Here is a 20403-nt window from a genome sequence, read left to right as displayed (position 1 = left end):
CTATTAAAAAGTCCGTGGGTTATCAGGCGTGATTGCTAAAAAAAACTCCAGGGATTACGCCTGGCTTTGCGGTATTTTTTTTCGTTATATACAACTTGAAAGCGCTGGTCACTCAACGAGGTACTGCTGTCCAATTCGCGTAATTGAAAATCGGTGCTGACACTCGCCGTCAATTCAAATTGGTATTCGCCTTTGGTGGCATCTTGCCAACAGCGCAAGGGTTCGGTTTTATCGGTCTGGTATAAACACAGCGAACGCGCTTGCGCCGATATCCATTTTACTTCCAGTTCATCGCGGCACATCTCTTCGCCCGCATTTAATACACACAAGCGCGGTTTGATTGAAAACTGGATTAGCGGTAATGATGATGAACTCGATTGCGATAAATTATCGGCGAGCGCATAGCTTCCCTGCAGTAAGACTGCCAGGAAAAGGGATACCGTCAGAGGTGTTATGGCGCGTGCGCTCAGCAGGTCCCCATCAGAAATGGTACACCCCCCCAATGAAAACAGTGATCACTTTATTGTCATTTATTAGTGGACTGGCTGAGATCTCATCGGGTAACTGGCGATAATTGGCCAAGAAACGCAAATCCCAGCGTTCGGTCAGTTGATAATTCCACTCCACTCGCGCCACTGGCGTCAGGACGGCATCAGTGCTGTAGGTACCGCGGAGGTCAGCTTCCGGTTCGGTAACTCCGTAGTAATAATTGATGACTTCACTGCTTTGCCAGATTGCGCCAACCGAAGCTGAAATCTGGTGGCGGCCAGTTGACCAATATTTCGCGAGGGCTACACGTACTTCATCGCCGTCGTGAACACCGGTAAAGTCAGTAACATACTGCAACTGCAAATCAACCAGTGCAGTAGTAACACTGTATTCAATTCCGCCCAAACCGGCCATTCGACGATTGCGTAATTGGCGCGTTTGCACATCTTTAAAACCGGGCGCAATCAGTTCTTTATCACCACCGGTATCAATCACTGGCAGATCTTCATCATCAGTGCTGCCTTTACCAGTAGTGGCAAAGCCATTGGAATCAATAAAAAAATTGCTAGGACTCCAGCGATGGAAATACACTTGGTCATAGCTTGGGGTGGCCAACAAATTGAGCTGCTGGGTTTCGCTCTCCCAGAGAATAAATCCAAAATCGAGGTTCTGGATAAAAAAGCGCTCGCCGTTGTAGTTTACTTCCGGAATTAAAAATAGCGGGATATCGGGTGTCGCCTCCAGCGGATTAGTGCGTATACCCGCACCCACGCCCAGGCTCAATTCCCACTTACCGATTTCAACGCAGTCTTCTATTTCCGGCTCGCAGGCGAACGCACCAATCGCCAACAATGGCGCGAAGACCATGGGAAAGACACAGGTAATCAATCGGTGAGTAAGGCTCATATAGAGAATGTACGGAGAAAAAAGGGGATAGTCTATTTATAGTCTTGATCAGCAAAAGAGACTGTAATGATTTGTAGCTAGGATTCGCTATTTGTTTCAGGTTCACTGGAAATCATGAGTAGTTGACGACTCCCGATAATCCGACACTTCACCGGCTGAGTCATATGCAACCTGTAGTTTATAAGCGGTAACTTTCCCTGAACTGTACTCATACCGAGTCATCGAATTAACTTTTCCATTCAGATATCCATACTCTCGGAGCGGTTTTTGGAATGAAATACTAGCCGGATCCTGATCTAACTCCTTAATTATCACCCCCTGGGTGTTCTTAACAAACTCAATCTTCCCGTTATCCTTGCTCAATGCCAACTTTGCGACTAATGCTTCAGCATCAAATCCGCCGCTCGGGGCTCCTGCTATTGGGGGCTCGGATACAAAAGCGGCGTTATTTTTTATTGCGATAGAAGCAGATGAGGTCGAGCTAGAAACCGCCGCGAGGGGGAGAGCCTTTACCTCAATAGCACCATTATCTTGAACCACAGGCACGGGCCGCAGGTAATAGAAGGCTGCCAAGAGCACAGCTATTGAACCTGCCAGTAAGAAAATCACTTTTATTTTCATACCCTGGGGGCCCCACACTACATCCACCTAACTCTTTTTAGTTCGCTGTAAATTCTACTTTATCGATCCAAGCCGCATCAGCACCGGTGACGACACTGCTATCTTTACTATAGCGCCATTCAATTTCATGGTTACCACTTGTCAGTTGAACTGAGTATTGCGCCCACGGTGAAGAATAGGCGCTAACTTCAAGACGCCATTCGCCATCCACAAAAAGCTGCAGCTTATCGCAGCAACCCTCCGCGTCAACTCGCGCATGAAAACTTAAAGTGCCTGCGGCAAATAATCCTTTAAATACTATCGAGCTGCGCTGATTATGATCAACCGCGCCTGAGCGGATGCTATTTGCCCCCGCAAAGGCGCTGGAAATATCGACGGTCCAGTTTGCATTGTTGTTGGTGCCAGCCACCCAAAGGGGCGACAAGGTGTCCGCTTCAAAAGATTCCTGCATTGTCGTTATCGCGGGTGGAACAGAGGTCGCATCTTTAGGGTCGGTGGCATAAACGCTTACCTCTGCATAATCGCTGTAAGTGTCGTTATCTGTATCCGGATTAAGTGGATCAGTTTGGTGATCAAACAATTCCACATAATCGGTTAATCCATCGGCATCTGAATCAGTCTTAATCGGGTTGGTGAAATAGGTTTTCACTTCGTCACCATCGCTGATCCCATCACCATCAGTATCGACGAGACTGGCGTTAGTTTTGGCTTGATACTCTTCCAGATTGGTTAAAGTGTCGCCGTCAGAATCCAACGCTGCATCGCCGGCATAGTCATCATCTAATCCATTAGACTCTTCCCACCATTTTGGCAGGCCGTCGCCATCGCTATCGCCAATCGCGAATTGGCTGAACTGGACAGCACCATTTACGACATGAACAACAACGGCATATTGACCATCAGCGACAATACGCAATGCGGTTCCTGTCACTGGATGACTTTGCAACTCAGAGAAGTCTATCGGGCTGCGCACCTTCAGCTGGTTATACTCCAAGGTAGTGAGAGCGAAGCCTGTCCAAAGAGCGTCACGCAGCGAAGTAGAAAGATTTTTTTGGAGGCTCAAATCAATGGATGAATAAATAGCGCCATTTCCTAACAGCACCATTGACCCATCTGGCGATACGCGAGTACCCAGCTGGTCGTAACCATAGGCATAAGGCAATGAACCTTGACTGGTGATCTTTCCGGTTTCTTGATCAACCGCCTCCCAATAACCACTGTAATAGACTCTGGAATCTAACGGGCTCCACGTGTACTCCGTTGATGCGTAGTTCCAATCCTTGTAGTCTGTCATGGTGCCAGTTTGATCGAAAATATAGTGAGCAGCCCAAGCACCACTATAATCCTGCGCCAATAGATAGTTGCCCACACTAGCCAAACCATTCACCGCCATTGCGGTGTTTGCGAATGGCAGTTCCTGCCCTGTTGCCAGATCCACATAGCGAATCGCGCCTGACTCATAACCCAAGTAAATCCGTTGATGTGCCTCAGACAGTGCCATTTTTTTCGGCAAGGAAGTAGCTAAACCTTGTTTGTAGCCAATCACAAAAGGATTTACATATTTTTTATCCACCAATGACCAGCGATAAATTCGTTGATTGGTGCTACTTAGCAGGTAAATGTATTCCGCATCACTGGCAATCTGATCAGGCACATAATTTGGAATGGTCGCACCATAGTCGCAATCGGTACCATTACCATGAGCTGGCAGATAACAGGCAGAGTCCTGAGGGTAGGCATCAAGATTCAAATTGGAGGTGCTATCCGCTTGGGTATAACCAACATTCCAAGCATCGGGATAGCCGTCATTGTCGGTATCAACAGAAGCAGCAGGGTCAAGCGGAAACGCATCTAGCGTATTTTCTACGCCGTCATTATCGCTGTCATCACTAGGCACATAAGCATAGGCGCCAAGCTTGCCATCAATAAAAGCGGACAGAGTCATCTCAGTATCCGAACCGAAAATACCCAATACTTCGCCAGCAAAAATTCGTTGTTCAACCAATCTCAAACTTGCATCGCGCCGCTCAACGACAAATTGATTACCACTATTTTTTACTGTGACCAGAGAGCTATCCGCAAGCCAGCGCGCATCAACCATGGCACCCACAGACGTGGCCCAGGTCAGATCTGCACCGTTATAGATATCGCCGCTGCCGAGCAACACTCGCGTTCCATCACCCGAAACACGAATCACCCCCGAGGTGTTGTAAGCACCATGGTATGGCGTCTCACCTTCTTGAGTGATCATACCAGTGGCTGGATCAATAACTTCAAAATGGAGATCGTTAGGGCTGGTATCATCCCGGAAAAAATAGACTTTAGAATTTACTGAATCCCACGCGTATTCGCGTGAATAATAATTCCAGTCTTTGCTATCGGTGAGTGCACCCGCTGCATCATAGATATAGTGAGTTGCCCAAGCACCGCTGCTGTCTTGAACCAATAAGTGATCACCCACCGCTGCAAGACCGTTAACGGACATAGCTACTGCAGTGAAATCATTCTCTTTAACACCACTTAAATTGATATACCGAACTTGCCCCGTTTCATAGCCCAAATACATGCGCCCGTGAACCTGTGACAAGGCCATTTTGCGTGGTGAAACACGAGTAAAGCCTTGAGTAATACCAACAATCCAGGGATTAATAAATTTCTCATCAGCGATAGACCACCGATAAATTCTGCCATTGCTTTTGCTGAGGTAATAAATTATATCGCCATCACTGACAATCTGATCAGGAATAAATTCAGGCATAGTCGCTGCGTAATCGCAATTGCTGCCGTCGCCGTGCTCCGACAGATAACAAGCAGAATCCACAGGATAAGCATCTAACGTTAAACCACTGGTGCTATCAACAGCGTCTTTACCTGAATTCCAGGAATCCGGGTAACCATCGTTATCGGTATCAACCGATGCTGCAGGATCCATTGGAAATGCATCAGCAGTATTACTCACTCCATCGGCGTCAGTGTCGTTAGATGGTGAGTAAACATGCGCTTGTAACTTCCCTTCATCATCAAGCGCTAACACCACCATTTTGCTATCACTACCAAAAATGCCCAAACCAATTCCTGCAAAGCTGATTTCTTCTACCAGTTTTAGTGTGGTGTCTCGCCGCTGAAGATTGATTAGGCTATCGTGGTTTTTAATCGTCACTAACGAGTTGTCAGCCAACCATCTCGCGTCATCGATTTGCGTTCCCAAGGAACCAACCCACTTCAATTGACTCTGTTCGTACAAATCACCACTACCCAGTAAGACTAGACTGCCATCGGTTGATGGCCTAATAGGGGATTTAATAAGGTAATCACCGTGGTACGGAGATTCACCGCTCGCGGTGACATTGCCAGTGGCCTGATCAATTACACGAAACAATAAATCATTCGGAGACGTATTATCGCGAAATGAATAAACTGTTGAGTTAACAGCATCCCAACCGAATGTATAGGAGGTGTAAAAGCTGCCTCCGTTGAACATTGCAGCGCCGCTCTTGTCATAAATTCCGAGCTCACCCGAAGAGGAATATTGATAGGCTGAATTAATGAGTAGATATTTTCCTGCTGCAACTAATTGTTGATGCCCGGCGGTTTTAATAGCAAAAGAATTTTCTTTGGCACCATCCAAATTAATATAATTTATTTGTCCATTTGAATAACCCAAATATACGCGCTGATGATCAGCAACTATGGCAAACGAGGTTGGCGCCAGTGTATTAGTTCCCTCCTTTGTTCCAACTACCAGCGGATTAATATAATTACCCGCAGTGATCGACCAACGATAAATGCGATTGTTGGCTTTACTCAACAAATAAACAATATCGCCTTCATTGATGATTTGATCTGGTATAAACGCAGGCACTCTTGCAGCGTAATCACAAATCGTTCCGTTACCATCGCTTATTAACGCACATGCGGAATCTTTTGGATAAGCATCCAGCACTAATCCGGTCGTGCTTTTGGATTGATTGTATCCACGATTCCAACTATCCGGATAACCGTCATTATCACTGTCTACTGAGGCCGCTGGATCATTGGGAAATGCATCTTGCGCATTAGGAACCTTGTCACCATCGATATCGTCTTTTGGTGTGTAAGCGTAGCTGACCAACTTGCCAAATCTAAAGGCAAGTACAACCAAAGCTTTATCGGTACCGAAGATACCCACCAGCGAATCGCCATCAAACGAGGTTGTTTCAAGCAGCTGATTACTTTGATCAATGCGCGACAATACAATTTTTTGCCCCAGCGAATACGCCTGCACAATTGACCCATCCGCCAACCATTTTGCCGCATCGGATCGACGCCCCAGAGAGCGGGAAAGACTGAGATTCTCCGCTTTGAAGATGTCACCATTACCCAACAGGATTTGGCGCGCATCAGGTGACAGGGTCAGTAAATTTCCCAAACTATTATTTATGTTAAAAGCTGACGATTTATATTCAGACAGTTTTCCGGAAGTTTGATTTACCAAAAAATAATAAAATTGATAATTAGTGTAACTGGAGCTCAGAAAATACAAACGACTGTTAACTTTATCCCATGTATATTTTGCCGAGTCCGGATATTGTTGTTTTTTATCTTTCTGTACAGCTTTTGAGTCAAAGCTATAACGGCTAATTTGATCTTGAATCACCAGCATCTTTCCTGCGGGAACCAGCTTCGAGACTGCCGAATCAACAGTGGCAAAGGGCTTCTCAGTTACGGTAGAAGACCCGGAAGGTTGGACATAATTAACAGCGCCACTGGAATAACCCAGATATAAACGATTCTGGTCTTCAGCGAACGCCATAGTCGTGGGGAAAAGTTGTTGATAACCGCTGGTAATGCCCGGCTTTAATGGGCTGATATAAGTGCCTTTCTCTACCGACCAACGATATATTTTCTTATTATAAATACTTAACAAGTAAACGGTTTTAGCATCGGATGTCACTGCATCCGGGGTAAAGACAGGTGTAGTGGCCGTATAGTTACACAATTTGCCATCCCCCTGCGCCAATGAATTGCACTCGGCGTCTTTTGGATAAGCATCCAACACTAACCCCGTTGGACTAGACGAAGCATTTTGATTTTTATTCCACGCATCGGGATAACCGTCTTTGTCAGCATCGCGCGAGGCTGCTGCATCTAATGGAAATGCGTCTGTGGCATTAGCAACTCCGTCGCCATCGCTGTCAGGGTTGGGAACGTAAGTATGTATTTCCAGTTTTTCGTTATTCACCATTAGCACCGCATATTTGCTCGCAGTACCATAAATATTTAGCACTTCACCCGCATATTCGCGCTGCTCTACTACGCGTAAATTGGCATCGTGCATTTTTAACATGGCTTTCGAGGGCCAGGAATAAAAAACACCTCTCAGTGAAACTATACTGCCATCGGGTAAAAATTTTCCTGCTTTTATCCAATCACCGATATTCCCAAGAAATATATTGCGGCTCAAAGGGGCGGCTATTGTCCCGGTGTGTGTCAGTAAATAACGCCCATCCGCTGAGATACTTAGTATTGGACCGTTTGTGCCAAGGCTATGGGTGGAAAATAGAAATGAACGTATGCCAAATCTGCCAGTCTTTTGATCGATTGACGTGGCGTCGACCTGACTCGAATCTACACGATAAACTTTGGAATCTGCCGGGCTCCAAATATGGTGATCAACCAAATCCAAATAAGACGAGCTTTGCTCAATAATAGTACCGCGATTATTGAATGAATAACGATTGCCGACGTAGTTCGAAGTACCATCTACAACAATCAAATATTTTCCCGCCGCAGCCAATTCCTTGATAGGCATAGCAGTTGTTGCAAAGCTTCTTTCTGTTGCTGTTCCACTGAGTGCCAGGTAGCGAATATCGCCCGTCTCATAACCGATATATAACCGGCTATGGCCTGGTGCAACCTCAATAGTTGTCGGTAAATATTCAACATCATCTTTTACCAACCCAACCGTAAGCGGACTGAGATACGCCGAGGTGGCAATAGACCAGCGATAAACCGCTTTATTGCTTTTACTGAGCAGGTAGATAATCTTTTCGTCGCTAACCACTTGGTCAGGAATAAAATCGGGTGGGGTGTAATCGACAGCTTTAGCCGCCCATAGAAGATTGGCAAAAAGTGCAAAACTCAGGACAACGAATAAACGGAGGGATTGCTTCAACATACCTGTATTCCTTTCCGAAAACGGAGAAAGATTTTATTAGTAAAAACTTTGAGAGTGGGGAAAATAGTCTCATGAAAAAGGCGCTTAGATTAGCATATGTCCCCAGATGAACCCAAATTAAGCCCTGTGCACCTGCTGTGAATCTAACGGCAGTTACAAATTTTAACGACCGGCAACACTTTACCAACAGACTTGCTACCCCTTGCCCCCTCAGGATAGATAGCCTAATAACCCTTGAGGAAATCACTATGGCTAGTAGAAACTGGAAGAAATCATTACCGTTGGTCGCAATTTTAGCAGGGGTGCTTTTTATTGCCGGTTGCGGCAGTGACGATCTTCCCAAAGCAGATCCAAACACCAAAATGTTACATATCGATTTCAATGAGGGCATTACCGGTTGGAAGGCAGGATTTGCGGATTACCCGGCAGGTGAAGAAGAATTTTATGAGTTGGGTTCCGGGCACGCTAATTTGCCAGCTGCATTAACAACTACCCGTAAGGGTTTTAAAGTCACTGGCAATAACCATAGCGACGATTTGTTTATGTTTATCACCAAGCAAGTAGATGGGCTTGAACCCAACGCCCGCTACGATCTGCGTTTTAAAGTAACCTTTGGCACTAACGCGCAAAATAATTGCGTCGGCATTGGTGGCTCACCAGGCAATAGTGTGTGGATTAAAGTCGGCGCGACAAAAAATGAACCTAAAGCAGTCAACGACGGCACCGGGTTTTTATTGCTGAATTGGGATAAAGGCAACCAGGCAGCCGGTGGTAGCGATGCAATTATCGCCGGGGATTTTGCCAACAGCCAGGAATGCAGCGCAACCGATGTGGTAACCACCTATTTGAAGAAAACCCTGATTACCGAAAAAGGCGCCTATTCAACTGTGACTGATGACAAAGGCAGTCTTTGGGTGCTGATGGGTACAGATTCTGGTTTTGAAGGTACTACAACGATTTATTTTATGGAGCTGGAAGTAGCAGCCACTAAAAAATAAATTCTGGTTTCAAGCACCCACTGGAAATAAAAGAGCCGCGTTTGCGGCTCTTTTATTTCAGGTAAGCAGTTTATTCTGCGATTAATGACGATAGACTTTAATTGTTAGCCTGTATTCCTTGGTGATCGACGCAGACTCTGGTGTAAATTTTTCTGGATAAGTTAGACTGCTGCGAAACCAAAAGTATAGGAATCCGCTACTGTGAGCCAAATTACCACCCTGTGCGATACCCTCAAACAACTGCTCAAGGCCCGCAATCTCACTTACAAAGATTTAGCCCAGGCGCTGGAGTTAAGTGAAGCCAATATCAAACGCATTTTTTCCAGCCAGAGTTTTACGCTGGAGCGGCTCGAACAAATTTGCGGTTTATTGGAATTGAGCCTTTCGGATTTATTTTTATTAAATACCCAAAAAGAACACCGCCTTACGCAATTGACGCAAGAACAGGAAGAAGAATTAATTGCCGATAAAAAATTATTGTTGGTGGCGGTGTGCGCCCGCGATGGCTGGTCATTCAACGACATAATAAACCACTACCAAATCACAGAACACGAATGTATCCGACTACTGGCGCGGCTCGACAAATTAAAAATGTTGCAGCTTTTGCCCGGCAATAAATACAAATTGCTGATTGCGCAAGATTTTCGCTGGATTCCCGGCGGACCGTTGGAACAGTTTATGAGCAGCGATGTAATTGTGGAATTTATGGAGGGAGATTTCAGCCAGGAACAGGCTTTTCGTTTTTATATGCGCGGCAGTTATTCGGCAGCATCGGCAGCTATTATTAAAAATCGTCTGAACCAGTTGACCCAGGAGGCAGCAGCCTTGAATCAGGCAGATGCAAAATTGCCGCTGGATAAACGCCAACATTTGGGTTTACTGCTAGCGATGCGCCCTTGGGAGTTGAAAATGTTTGAGGCGATGAAGAGGTAAGTATTAGGAAAATGCTAAAGCCATGTTAACCATGGCTTTAGGAGCAATTGCTTATTAGCGATGCTTGATCTTATCGCCCTCTTTCAAGCCTTCCAGAATTTCAATATTGATACCATCGGAAATACCGGTTTTCACTTCACGCTTTTCAAATTTTTGTGGGCCGGTTTCGATCTCAACAAACTGGGCTTTTTCTTCCACAATTAAGTTACCTTCGTTGATCGCTACAACGTTTTCCTTCTTATCCAATACGATATCGGCATTGGCGCTGTAGTTGGAGCGCAGGAATAATTTTTCGCTCAGTTTCACGGCGGCGCGAATCTGGAATTTAATGGTCCCTTGATCCGTTACACCTTTAGGAGAAATATATTCAAGAATCGCGGTAAAGGGTTCCCCTTCCAATGCGCCTACATCCAATACCAACTCCATACCTTCGCGGATTTTGCCTACTTCGGATTCATCCACCATACCTTCAAAAATCATATCGTTCATATCGGCGAGTGTAGCAATAGTAGTACCTGCACCGAACGAACTTGTCTCTACAATAAACGCACCTTCTTTAAAGGGTAGATCCAAAATCATACCGGTAACGGTAGCCGGAATCATGTTGGAGACTTTATCGGATTTTTTGGTGGCGCCCGATTTCATCAACAGCAGATTATTTTCCGCTGAAGTCACGGCTTCGCGTTGTAAATCATAATTGAGCAAAAACTTGTTGTACTCCGAAGTAGAAATTAATTTGTCGGCGAACAGTTTTTTCTGGCGCTCAAATTCATCGGTCGCGTTTTGCAAATTAATTTTGGCAGTTTCCAATTGCGATTCAGCCTGGTTCAACATCACCATATTGGGCGCTAAGGTAATTTTGGCAATGATATCGCCTTTATTCACATTCTGGCCGGCAACCACATAGAGCTTTTCAACCACACCGGATACTTGCGATTTAATTTCCACTTCGCGGCGTGGAATAACTTTACCCACTGCTACCGTCTTTTTCACAATAGTGGTTTTAAACACGGCATCCGAGGTGTAAGTAACCGGCTTCTCCTGGGATTTGTTATACAAAAACACGGCGGTACCAATAAACACTACGGCGATCAAACCCAACACTGCATACCAGATAAACTTTTTCATGGTGTCCTTCTTACGATTGCTGATAAAAAATTGTGTGTTTTAAAAAATGGTTATTCGTCTTGCAAAGCGATTATGGGATTTACCCCGGCCGCTTTGGCCGCAGGCATCAAAGAAGCGAGTAAACCCGATATCACCAACACCACCAACGCGGTAAATGCCGTAGCAAAATCCACTTCTGGTTTACCAAAGAATCCGGCTTTACCGCCACCGGCCTCTAATAATTTTGCGATGCCTTCCAGAATCAACACCCCGATCACTAAACCGAAATAACCAGCGACTGTGGTGATAAACACGGCCTCTTGTACGATCATTCCAGTTATAGATGCAGGAGTTGCACCCAGCGCTTTGCGCAAACCAATTTCGCGGGTACGCTCTTTCACTACAATCAGCATGATATTGCCCACACCAATTGCACCCGCCATGATGGTGCCTATTGCCACCACCCAACTAAATACCTGAATGCCGGTAAACAGGCCTTCAATTTTGTCGAATTCATTTTGTAAATTAAAACTGCCAAATACGCCTACATCTTTAGGGTCAACTTTTTTAAGTTCGGCCAGATATTTTTTAACATCTTCCTCAGCGACGCGTGCATGCAAACCGGGCTTGGGTTGGATAACAAAACTGCCAATCCAGCCCACCTGATTAAAGGCGTAGCGCAAGGTATCGTTGGGAATATAAATTTTTTCCTCTTCTTGCTGTTGGTTGCCATTGGCGAGGGATTTAAAAACACCCACCACTTTAAAACTGATGCCGTTAATGGTGATGTCTGCGCCAATCGGATTTTCACCTTCAGCAAATAATTGCGTGCGCACGCGTGTTCCGATAATGACGGTCTTCCGTTTTTCGCGATCATCAAACTCATTTATGCTACGGCCTTCAATCATCGCCAGCGAGTTGATGTTTTCCATCTTTGCATGTATACCTTCTACGAAGAAAGTCCCGTTTTTATCTTTGTGCACTGCATAGGGTGGTGTACCACTCCAGATGCCGACTGAATTTTGCCCGCGGATAAAACCAACACTGGGCACATTTTTTTCAATCGCGGCCACATCTTCGGGTTTGAACGCAATTTGTCTTCCAATCGGCATGCCTTGATAAGGCAATTGCGTATTGCCCTGTACCCACACCCAGACAATATTGGGCACACGCGGAAAACCTTCATTCACACCGTTTTCCAAACCTTTGCCAGCACCGAGCAATAAGGTGAGCATAAAAATGCCCCAGAACACACCAAACGCGGTCAAGGCGGTGCGTAATTTATGTTGGCCGAGGGTTTTAAAAATCTCTTGCCACTTTTCCGTATCGATAATCATCAGTGGCTCCTGTTAATCCGCACGCATGGCTTCAATGGGCATAATTTTCGCCGCGCGCAGTGCGGGCATTAAGCCCGCTAAAGCACCCACAACCACCAGCAATACAATAGCCGTAATCGCTACCTGAAAATTAATTTCCGGATCTTTAAAGAACGGCAGTTGTGCGCCCGCAGAATTTAATCCAAACGAAATCAATTCAATTAAGCCCACACCCAATACCAACCCGGCATAACCTGCAATACCAGTGACTAAAATCGATTCAAACAACAGGGTGCCAACAATACTAAAAGGTGTAGCACCCAGCGCCTTGCGGATACCAATTTCACGGGTGCGCTCTTTGACGGTAATAATCATGATATTGCTCACACCGACAATACCTGCCATCAAGGTACCCAAGCCGACAAACCAAATCAGCGCATTGATACCGAAAAATAATCCGTTCACCATTTTTGCCGGTTCCGCCATATTGAATGAGCGAACTGCGCGTTTATCTTCCGGTGATACCGAATGACGGCGCTGCAATAATTCAATAACACTTTTCTCCAACGCAAAACCATCCAAACCTATTTCTGGCCGCAACCAAATCGAACCGATACGATTGCTCTCACCAAATATTTTCTGGAAAGTGGGCTGCGGAATATAAATGCGCTCTGAATCACGGCCGCGATTGCCTTTATCATAAAAAACGCCAACCACTTTCATCATCACGCCGTTGACGCGCACATCTTTATTTACCGGATCAACGTCCTTGCCAAATAGCCGCTCGGCAACCACACTGCCAATTACCGTAATTTTGCGCAGCTCCTGTTCATCGAGCGGATTTATTTTGCGCCCCAGATTAAATGGAATGCTTTCTTTTACATCGAAATATTCATCGGGCACACCCAACACCGCAAAGCTCGCATTTTTACGCCCATAAACAATAGACACACCTTCGCGCTGGCTTTCGGCGGCAATAAAACGCACGCCGGGAATTTGTTGTTTGATGGCTTCCACATCCTCAAGCGTCAATTGTATTTGCCGACCCAAGCCCATGCCTTTGTAGGCAACAGATGTAGTGCCGGTATAGGCGACGATAAAATCGAGCACATCAGAACCAAAATCCTCATAGACACCATTTTGCATTCCGCGCCCGGCACCGAGCAGCAGAATCAGCATAAAAATACCCCAGAAGACGCCGAAGGCCGTCAGTGCAGTGCGCAATTTGTTCATGCGCAGGGTATAAAGAATTTCTTGCAAACCATCGAGCATGTTGTTTACCCAATCTTATTTTCTTAGCCAAGAATCTCTTCTTCATCCTGATCGGCAATTTCGTCGGCAATATGTGAATGGTGATGCTTGCCGGAAATAATGAGGCCGTCTTTTAAAATAATTTGCCGCTGGGTTTGGTCAGCAATATCCTGTTCGTGCGTGACTATCACAATCGTATTACCCAGCTGATGGACTTCTTTCATCAACGCCATCACTTCCTGTGTAGTTTGGCTGTCTAACGCACCGGTAGGTTCGTCGGCGAGAATGACTTTCGGTTTGGTAACCAATGCACGTGCAATCGCCACACGCTGTTTTTGTCCACCGGATAATTCATTCGGCATATGTTTAGCGCGGCTACTCAAGCCAACCATTTCCAGATATTGATCGGCGCGGTAATTGCGCTCTTTGCGACCAACGCCCTGGTAATAAAGTGGCAGCGCCACATTTTCCGTAGCGTTTTTAAACGGCAATAAATTGAACGACTGGAAAACAAAACCCAATAATTCATTGCGCATTTTTGCAGCAGTTTTTTCTTTGAGGTTTTTGACTTCGCGCCCGGCGAGAAAATAATCTCCGTTATCGTGCGTATCCAGAATACCGAGTATATTGAGCAGGGTTGATTTACCCGAACCCGAGGAACCCATAATCGATACCAACTCGCCTTCGCGGATATGCAGGTCGATGCCTTTTAATACATGCAGTGGCTGTTCGCCAGAATGATAGTATTTATGGATATTCGTTAATTTGATCATGCTCGTTTCCTTTGCTGTGCGCGGTGATTGCACAGGCCAGCTTAATGATTTTTCAAGCGCTTACCGGCTTTTTTACCCGGGCTTAACACTCTGATGACAAGTGTCAGTATTCACTATCCGTAACTGTCACCGTTGGTGACTATCGATAACTCTTGCTAACTTTGATGCACTAATTTGCGGCTTGGATTCAACCGGTTAAAAATATTTATTCGTCTTGCAGTGCAGTGATGGGATTAACCGACGCAGCCTTGATTGCAGGTAGGAGCGCTGCCAATACACCGGTAACCACCAGCACCGCCAGTGCCATCAGCGCAATTTTTATATCGATATAGGGCGCTGAAAACATGCCATCTGCCTGCCCCATTTTTGCCAGTAAAGCGCGAATGCCTTCCAACAGGAACACACCTGCGGCCAAACCAGCGTAACCCGCGATCATGGTAATAATGAGTGACTCGTGAATAATCATTAAACTGATATTTGTCGGTGTCGCACCCATGGCTTTGCGCAGGCCGATTTCGCGGGTGCGCTCTTTCACTACCACCAACATGATATTGCCCACACCGATAACACCCGCGATGATTGTGCCTATGGCCACCATCCAGCTAAAGCCCAAAATTCCCATTACCAAGCCGCGGTTTTGTTGATAGTTCTGTTCCATATTAAAACCACCAATTACACCGCTATCATCCGGGTGAATTTTTTTGCGTTCATACAATAATTTTTTAACGTCGCGCTCCAGATCAAACGCGCTAAATCCCGGCTTGGGCGAAAAGAACAACACCTGGAAAGCATCCGTTTGGTTAAATGCTTGACGCAGGGTTTCATTAGGCAGAAAGATGCGGCTATTAGCCTGTTGGGAGCCATCAGGTTCGTTGGATTTGTAAATCCCAACTACTTTGAATTTAACACCGCCGATATCAATCGACTCGCCAATCGGATTAATGCCGCTTTTAAATAACACTTCTTTTACCCGTGTTCCTATCACCGCGATTTTTCGTTTTTCTTTTTCATCCAATGGATTGATATACCGGCCTTCAAGCAATTTAATAAATTCAAATGGCTCCCAACCGGCATGGGTTCCCGCCACCGAAAATGAACCGCTCTCTTTGCCATAGACAATATATTGCGCTGCGCCAAAATTGCCGAGATTGTTTTTACCATCGACCAGATTAACTGCCGGAATAGATTGGCGAATCGCCTCTACATCTTCCGGAGTAAACTTGATCGCGCGGCCTTTGCCCAAACCTTCAAATGCCAGTTGGGTCGTATTGGATGGCCAAAAAATAACAACACTTTTTGCATCGCCAAAAATATTTTCAATTTTGGTTCCAAAACCAGTGCCAAACCCTAAGAGAATGACAAGCATAAAAATGCCCCAGAAAACACCAAAGGCAGTTAAGCCGGTGCGTAATTTCTGTTTACGTAAGCTGATAATAATTTCTTGCCACTTATCCCAATCAAACATAACGAATTCCTTTATTCGGCCTTCATGGCTTCAGTGGGTGTGATGCGCGCTGCACGCAAGGCGGGCATTAACCCGGCAATAACACCGGCACTGATCAACAGCAGCAGTGAACTGACTGCAACACCCATATCAATTTCTGGCTGGCGAAAAAAGGGTAACTCAACATTCATTTTGGTCAGCAACGCCGAAACACCTTCAAGAATGGCCACGCCCAGTACCAAGCCACTGTAACCAGCAATACCGGTCACCAGAACAGATTCAAATAATAAACTGCCGACAATCGATGCGGGATTTGCACCCAGCGCTTTGCGAATACCAATTTCACGGGTGCGCTCTTTGACGGTGATAATCATGATGTTGCTGACGCCGACAATCCCCGCGAGCAAAGTGCCAATGCCCACTAACCAGATAAACATATTCAAGCCAGCGAACATGGCATTGAGTTCAGCGGCATCGCGCGCTTTGTTGCTGACTTCAATCGCGCGCACATCATCTGGCGCAATTTTGTGGCGCTGTTTCAGCAGGACCATGATTTCTTCTTCGAGTTTTATCGCATCGACCCCGGGCTTTGGTCGCACGGTGATCAAATCTACCCGCTGCCCACCGCCAAACGCTTTTTTAAATGCGGTCACGGGAATATAAACACGTTCGGACATCCGCCCTTGGTTGCCCTTATCAAAAAACAATCCCGTCACTTTGAATGAAATACCATTGATTTGAATTTCTTTGCCGATGGCCTCTGCATGGGTCGTAAATAACCGTTCGCTCACCCGTGTGCCTATCACCACCACTTTGCGGTTGTTATCTTCATCCAGACGATTTAACCGGCGGCCATCATCAAAGCGCACTTTTTCTTTGATATTGAAATACTGGTCGGCCACACCCAACACACCAAAGCTGCCGGACTTGGGGCCATAGGTGACCGAGACATCGGAGTTGATAAAGGAGCCGAGCGGATTTTCGCTGGAGAGAAAACGGACCCCGGGAATTTGCTGACGGATCGCAGCCATATCGCGTTCGTTGAGTTCGATCTGGCGGCCAACCGGCAACCCCAGGTAAGGAACAGAGGTGGTACTGGGAAATATCCAGATGGAATCGGCAACATCGTTACTCCAACCATCGGCAAAGGCTTTTTCCATCCCCCGCCCGGCACCGAGCAGCAGGATCAACATAAGGATGCCCCAGAAGACACCAAAGGCCGTCAGCCCGGTGCGCAGTTTGTTCTGGCGCAACGTGTAAAGGATTTCTTGCAGGCTATCCATATGATTTCCCAATCGAGTGGCGGTGAGTGCGCAGGAGCTTGTCAGGTTTGACGCGCCCTTCATCCTGTTGGATTCACTTCCCCAAATATTATTTGCGGCAGACTTATATGCCGCGCGAGTAAGAACGGCAAATTAACACAGAGTTCGCTATCTGGGTATTTTTGACTATCAGCGGTGCCAGACGATTATCAACGGAGGCTATGGCTTACCAAAGGTAAAAACCCCCGGCAGCTACCGCTACCGGGGTTAAGAAGAAAACCAGATTCCCAGGTTGGGGGGGTATGGGAATATGATTTTCTCGATTGATTGGATGCAGCATTGTTGTTTTTGGATTCAAAAAAAACGCAGCCAATTTTCACCGGCAGCGCTTTTCGAATTTTATGGCAGAGATTATTAACTAACCGCCCCACTGCGATTCACACCATTAATCAGCGCTTTTACTGCTGAAGTAATAATGTTGCGATCCTGCCCTACACCGTAAACCGGTTTGCCATTTTTCACTTTGATTTCTACATAAGTGACCGCAGCAACATCCGAGCCTTCGCCCACTGAGTGTTCGTGGTAGTCAATCACGCTCACTTCGCCGTCGATAAATTGGCTGATTGCGTGAGCGGCTGCATCGATGGGGCCGTTACCGCTGCCGCTGATTTGCACGGTTTTATCCTGGTGTTGCGCGTGAATAACAATATCAACCTGATGCGTATCGTCCTGCTCGCTGAATTTGCTCGATTGATAAGTTATGGGTGTAGTTACGGATAAATATTCATCGTTAAAAATTTTCACAATGTCTGAAGCTTTCACTTCTTTGCCAGTGCTATCACTCACCTTTTGCACGGCGCCGCTGAATTCAATTTGCAAGCGCCGTGGCAATTGCAACCCGGCTTCTTGTTGCAACAAGAAACTCACACCACCTTTGCCCGATTGCGCATTGACACGCACAACCGCATCGTAACTGCGATTCAAATCGGCCGGATCAATTGGCAAATAAGGGACTTCCCATAAAGCATCTTTTTTCTGTACCGCGAAACCTTTTTTGATCGCGTCTTGATGCGAACCAGAGAAAGCTGTAAATACTAATTCACCCGCATAAGGATGACGTGGATGCACCGGCAATTGCGTGCACTCTTCATGCAATTTACGAATGCGGTCGATATCAGAAAAATCCAAACCGGGGTTAACGCCTTGCGAGTACAAATTCATCGCCAAGGTTACCAAACACACATTGCCTGTGCGCTCGCCATTGCCGAACAAACAACCTTCAATCCGATCGGCACCGGCCATCACTGCTAACTCTGCAGCTGCCACTGCAGTACCGCGGTCATTGTGCGGATGCACGCTGATAACAATAGAATCGCGGCGATTGATATTGCGATGAATCCATTCGATTTGATCGGCGTAAGTATTCGGCGTATTCATCTCTACCGTTGCAGGCAAATTCATAATCAATTTCTTTTGCGGCGATGGATTCCAGATTTCCACTACTGCATCGCATACGTCTTTTACCAACTCGATTTCAGTCGATGAAAAAACTTCCGGCGAGTATTGGAAAGTCCAATCCACTTCCGGTGCTTTTGCAGTTAATTCTTTGCACCATTTGGTGCCTTGTATCGCGATATTTTTTACGCCTGCTTCATCCGTGTTGTACACAATTTTGCGGAACGCGGGTGCGAGTGGATTGTACATATGCAAAATCGCACGCTTGGCGCCGCGCAAACTTTCAACAGTTTTTTCAATCAAGTCGTAACGCGCCTGCACCAATACTTCGATGGTGACATCGTCGGGAATTAAATTTTCTTCGATCAATTGGCGAGTGAAGTTGTAATCGATTTCACTGGCGGAGGGAAACCCAATTTCGATTTCCTTAAAGCCAATCGCCACCAATTCTTTAAACATACGCAATTTGGTGGCAACGGACATAGGGTCGATCAGCGCCTGATTGCCATCGCGCAGGTCGGTGCTCATCCAGATCGGCGGTTTTTCAATGTGCTTATTCGGCCATTGGCGGTCGGGCAAGGAGACGCCGACAAAACGCTGGTATTTGCTGGATGGGTTGGCAAGCATGATCGACTCCGGAATTTTGTGCTTGGGCTAAAAATTAAGAACTGTATAAAGAGATGTATGGAGAACCTCTGAATAATCCACCGGGTAAGCAATTATCCAGAGGTTCCCATGAGCTGTAGTAGTTCTTGTGGTTATGGTTGATTAAGCCTGGACTGGATTGGCAGCTGAGGGTTATCGGCTACCGGTTCCCTGATGTGCGGTTGCACTGACAGGAACCCCGCACCGGCGCGGATAGCGCACGGCTTATATCAACATGTGCTCAGTATAGGCAGAAGAGATTGGCAGATGATTGCGGAGCTTGTGTTAATATCGACAATAGAGCAATATTATTTCTAAAAAACACTATTTGTTGAAATTTAATATCGATCAATTGAGATTTACCGCTATGGAACTCGACCGCTATGACCGTTTGATACTGGAGGCGCTGCAACAGAATGGTCGCATCTCCAACCAGGAATTGGCCGACAGCATCAGCCTTTCACCCTCCCCGTGTTTGCGCCGCGTGCGTGCGCTGGAAGAATCGGGCCTGATTGACGGCTATGTCGCACTCCTCAATGCACGTAAGTTGGGACTGACGCTGGTGTCGTTTATCCAGATCAGCATGGATAAACACACCCCCGACCGGTTTGATTTGTTTGAAAAAACAGTGGGTGCTTATCCCGAAGTATTGGAATGCCATTTGATTACCGGGCAGTCTGCAGACTATCTATTAAAAGTCATCGTGAAAGATATGGATGCCTACCAACAATTTTTGCTGCAGAAGCTAACGCGGATTGAAGGTGTTAGCGGGGTGCATTCATCGTTCGTGTTGAAATCGCCGATTGATAAAACCTCATTGCCAGTGGGGTAGTTTTTACTTCTATTAGTTTTTTCATTTTTATTATTTTCTATTTGCATACGTATTCATCAACTGCATACGTATGCAGTTTATTGTCTTGTCACAATCCCACCGACTAGTCTTGCTTGGTGTTTTTCCTTGCACATACTCCTGTCATTACCGCAGGCCATAACAACAATAATGCTTTATAGATTCTTTCCTATCTAGGCGCCCGAATTTTTAGTTT

General features: G+C 46.1%; 14 protein-coding genes. 3 read left to right on the top strand and 11 right to left on the bottom strand.

Annotation, left to right across the window (positions count from 1 at the left end; genetic code table 11):
- Window positions 1-35: 35 nt before the first annotated feature.
- From B4E62_RS09075 to B4E62_RS09060, 4 genes are all read right to left on the bottom strand, one after another.
- The gene (locus B4E62_RS09075) at window positions 36-341 is read right to left on the bottom strand and encodes a DUF3019 domain-containing protein (protein ID WP_331352038.1); all 306 of its coding nucleotides are present in this window, start codon (window positions 339-341) and stop codon (window positions 36-38) included.
- Between the two features lie 139 nt (window positions 342-480).
- A complete protein-coding gene (locus tag B4E62_RS09070; protein ID WP_331351830.1) occupies window positions 481-1356 on the bottom strand; it encodes a MipA/OmpV family protein in 876 nt (291 codons plus the stop codon).
- A gap of 141 nt (window positions 1357-1497) precedes the next feature.
- Complete coding sequence (locus tag B4E62_RS09065; protein WP_331351829.1) at window positions 1498-2016, bottom strand: hypothetical protein; 519 nt, start codon at window positions 2014-2016, stop codon at window positions 1498-1500.
- 37 nt (window positions 2017-2053) lie between these two features.
- The gene (locus tag B4E62_RS09060) at window positions 2054-8173 is read right to left on the bottom strand and encodes a hypothetical protein (protein ID WP_331351828.1); all 6120 of its coding nucleotides are present in this window, start codon (window positions 8171-8173) and stop codon (window positions 2054-2056) included.
- Between the two features lie 248 nt (window positions 8174-8421).
- Between B4E62_RS09060 and B4E62_RS09055 the strand changes: the two genes are divergently transcribed.
- Both B4E62_RS09055 and B4E62_RS09050 read left to right on the top strand, forming a co-directional pair.
- Window positions 8422-9171, top strand: a complete 750-nt coding sequence (locus B4E62_RS09055) for a hypothetical protein (protein WP_310069103.1) — start codon at window positions 8422-8424, stop codon at window positions 9169-9171.
- Between the two features lie 201 nt (window positions 9172-9372).
- The gene (locus tag B4E62_RS09050) at window positions 9373-10104 is read left to right on the top strand and encodes a helix-turn-helix transcriptional regulator (protein ID WP_310069106.1); all 732 of its coding nucleotides are present in this window, start codon (window positions 9373-9375) and stop codon (window positions 10102-10104) included.
- Window positions 10105-10158: 54 nt separating this feature from the next.
- Here B4E62_RS09050 and B4E62_RS09045 read toward each other — a convergent pair whose 3' ends face one another.
- From B4E62_RS09045 to leuA, 7 genes are all read right to left on the bottom strand, one after another.
- Window positions 10159-11232 (bottom strand): efflux RND transporter periplasmic adaptor subunit, encoded by a 1074-nt coding sequence (locus B4E62_RS09045; protein WP_310069110.1) that lies wholly within the window; start codon window positions 11230-11232, stop codon window positions 10159-10161.
- Between the two features lie 50 nt (window positions 11233-11282).
- Window positions 11283-12548, bottom strand: coding sequence for an ABC transporter permease (locus B4E62_RS09040; protein ID WP_310069111.1), 1266 nt, complete (start codon window positions 12546-12548; stop codon window positions 11283-11285).
- Window positions 12549-12560: 12 nt separating this feature from the next.
- Window positions 12561-13799, bottom strand: a complete 1239-nt coding sequence (locus tag B4E62_RS09035; RefSeq protein WP_310069113.1) for an ABC transporter permease — start codon at window positions 13797-13799, stop codon at window positions 12561-12563.
- A 23-nt stretch (window positions 13800-13822) separates the two neighbouring features.
- Entirely contained in the window at window positions 13823-14551 is a 729-nt protein-coding gene (locus B4E62_RS09030; RefSeq protein ID WP_310069114.1) for an ABC transporter ATP-binding protein, read from the bottom strand.
- 205 nt (window positions 14552-14756) lie between these two features.
- Window positions 14757-16016: an ABC transporter permease gene (locus tag B4E62_RS09025; RefSeq protein WP_310069118.1), complete on the bottom strand. Its 1260-nt coding sequence runs from the start codon at window positions 16014-16016 to the stop codon at window positions 14757-14759.
- 11 nt (window positions 16017-16027) lie between these two features.
- Window positions 16028-17278: an ABC transporter permease gene (locus B4E62_RS09020; protein WP_310069121.1), complete on the bottom strand. Its 1251-nt coding sequence runs from the start codon at window positions 17276-17278 to the stop codon at window positions 16028-16030.
- 393 nt (window positions 17279-17671) lie between these two features.
- On the bottom strand, window positions 17672-19339 hold the full coding sequence (gene leuA / locus B4E62_RS09015) for a 2-isopropylmalate synthase (protein WP_331351827.1): 1668 nt from the start codon (window positions 19337-19339) through the stop codon (window positions 17672-17674).
- A gap of 385 nt (window positions 19340-19724) precedes the next feature.
- Between leuA and B4E62_RS09010 the strand changes: the two genes are divergently transcribed.
- Window positions 19725-20189, top strand: coding sequence for an Lrp/AsnC family transcriptional regulator (locus B4E62_RS09010; RefSeq protein WP_331351826.1), 465 nt, complete (start codon window positions 19725-19727; stop codon window positions 20187-20189).
- Window positions 20190-20403: the final 214 nt, after the last annotated feature.

Source organism: Cellvibrio sp. UBA7671 (assembly GCA_002483145.1).
Classification (GTDB): Bacteria; Pseudomonadota; Gammaproteobacteria; order Pseudomonadales; family Cellvibrionaceae; genus Cellvibrio; species Cellvibrio fibrivorans.
Note: the sequence above shows the minus strand (reverse complement) of the source record. Positions and strands in the feature narration are given on the sequence as shown.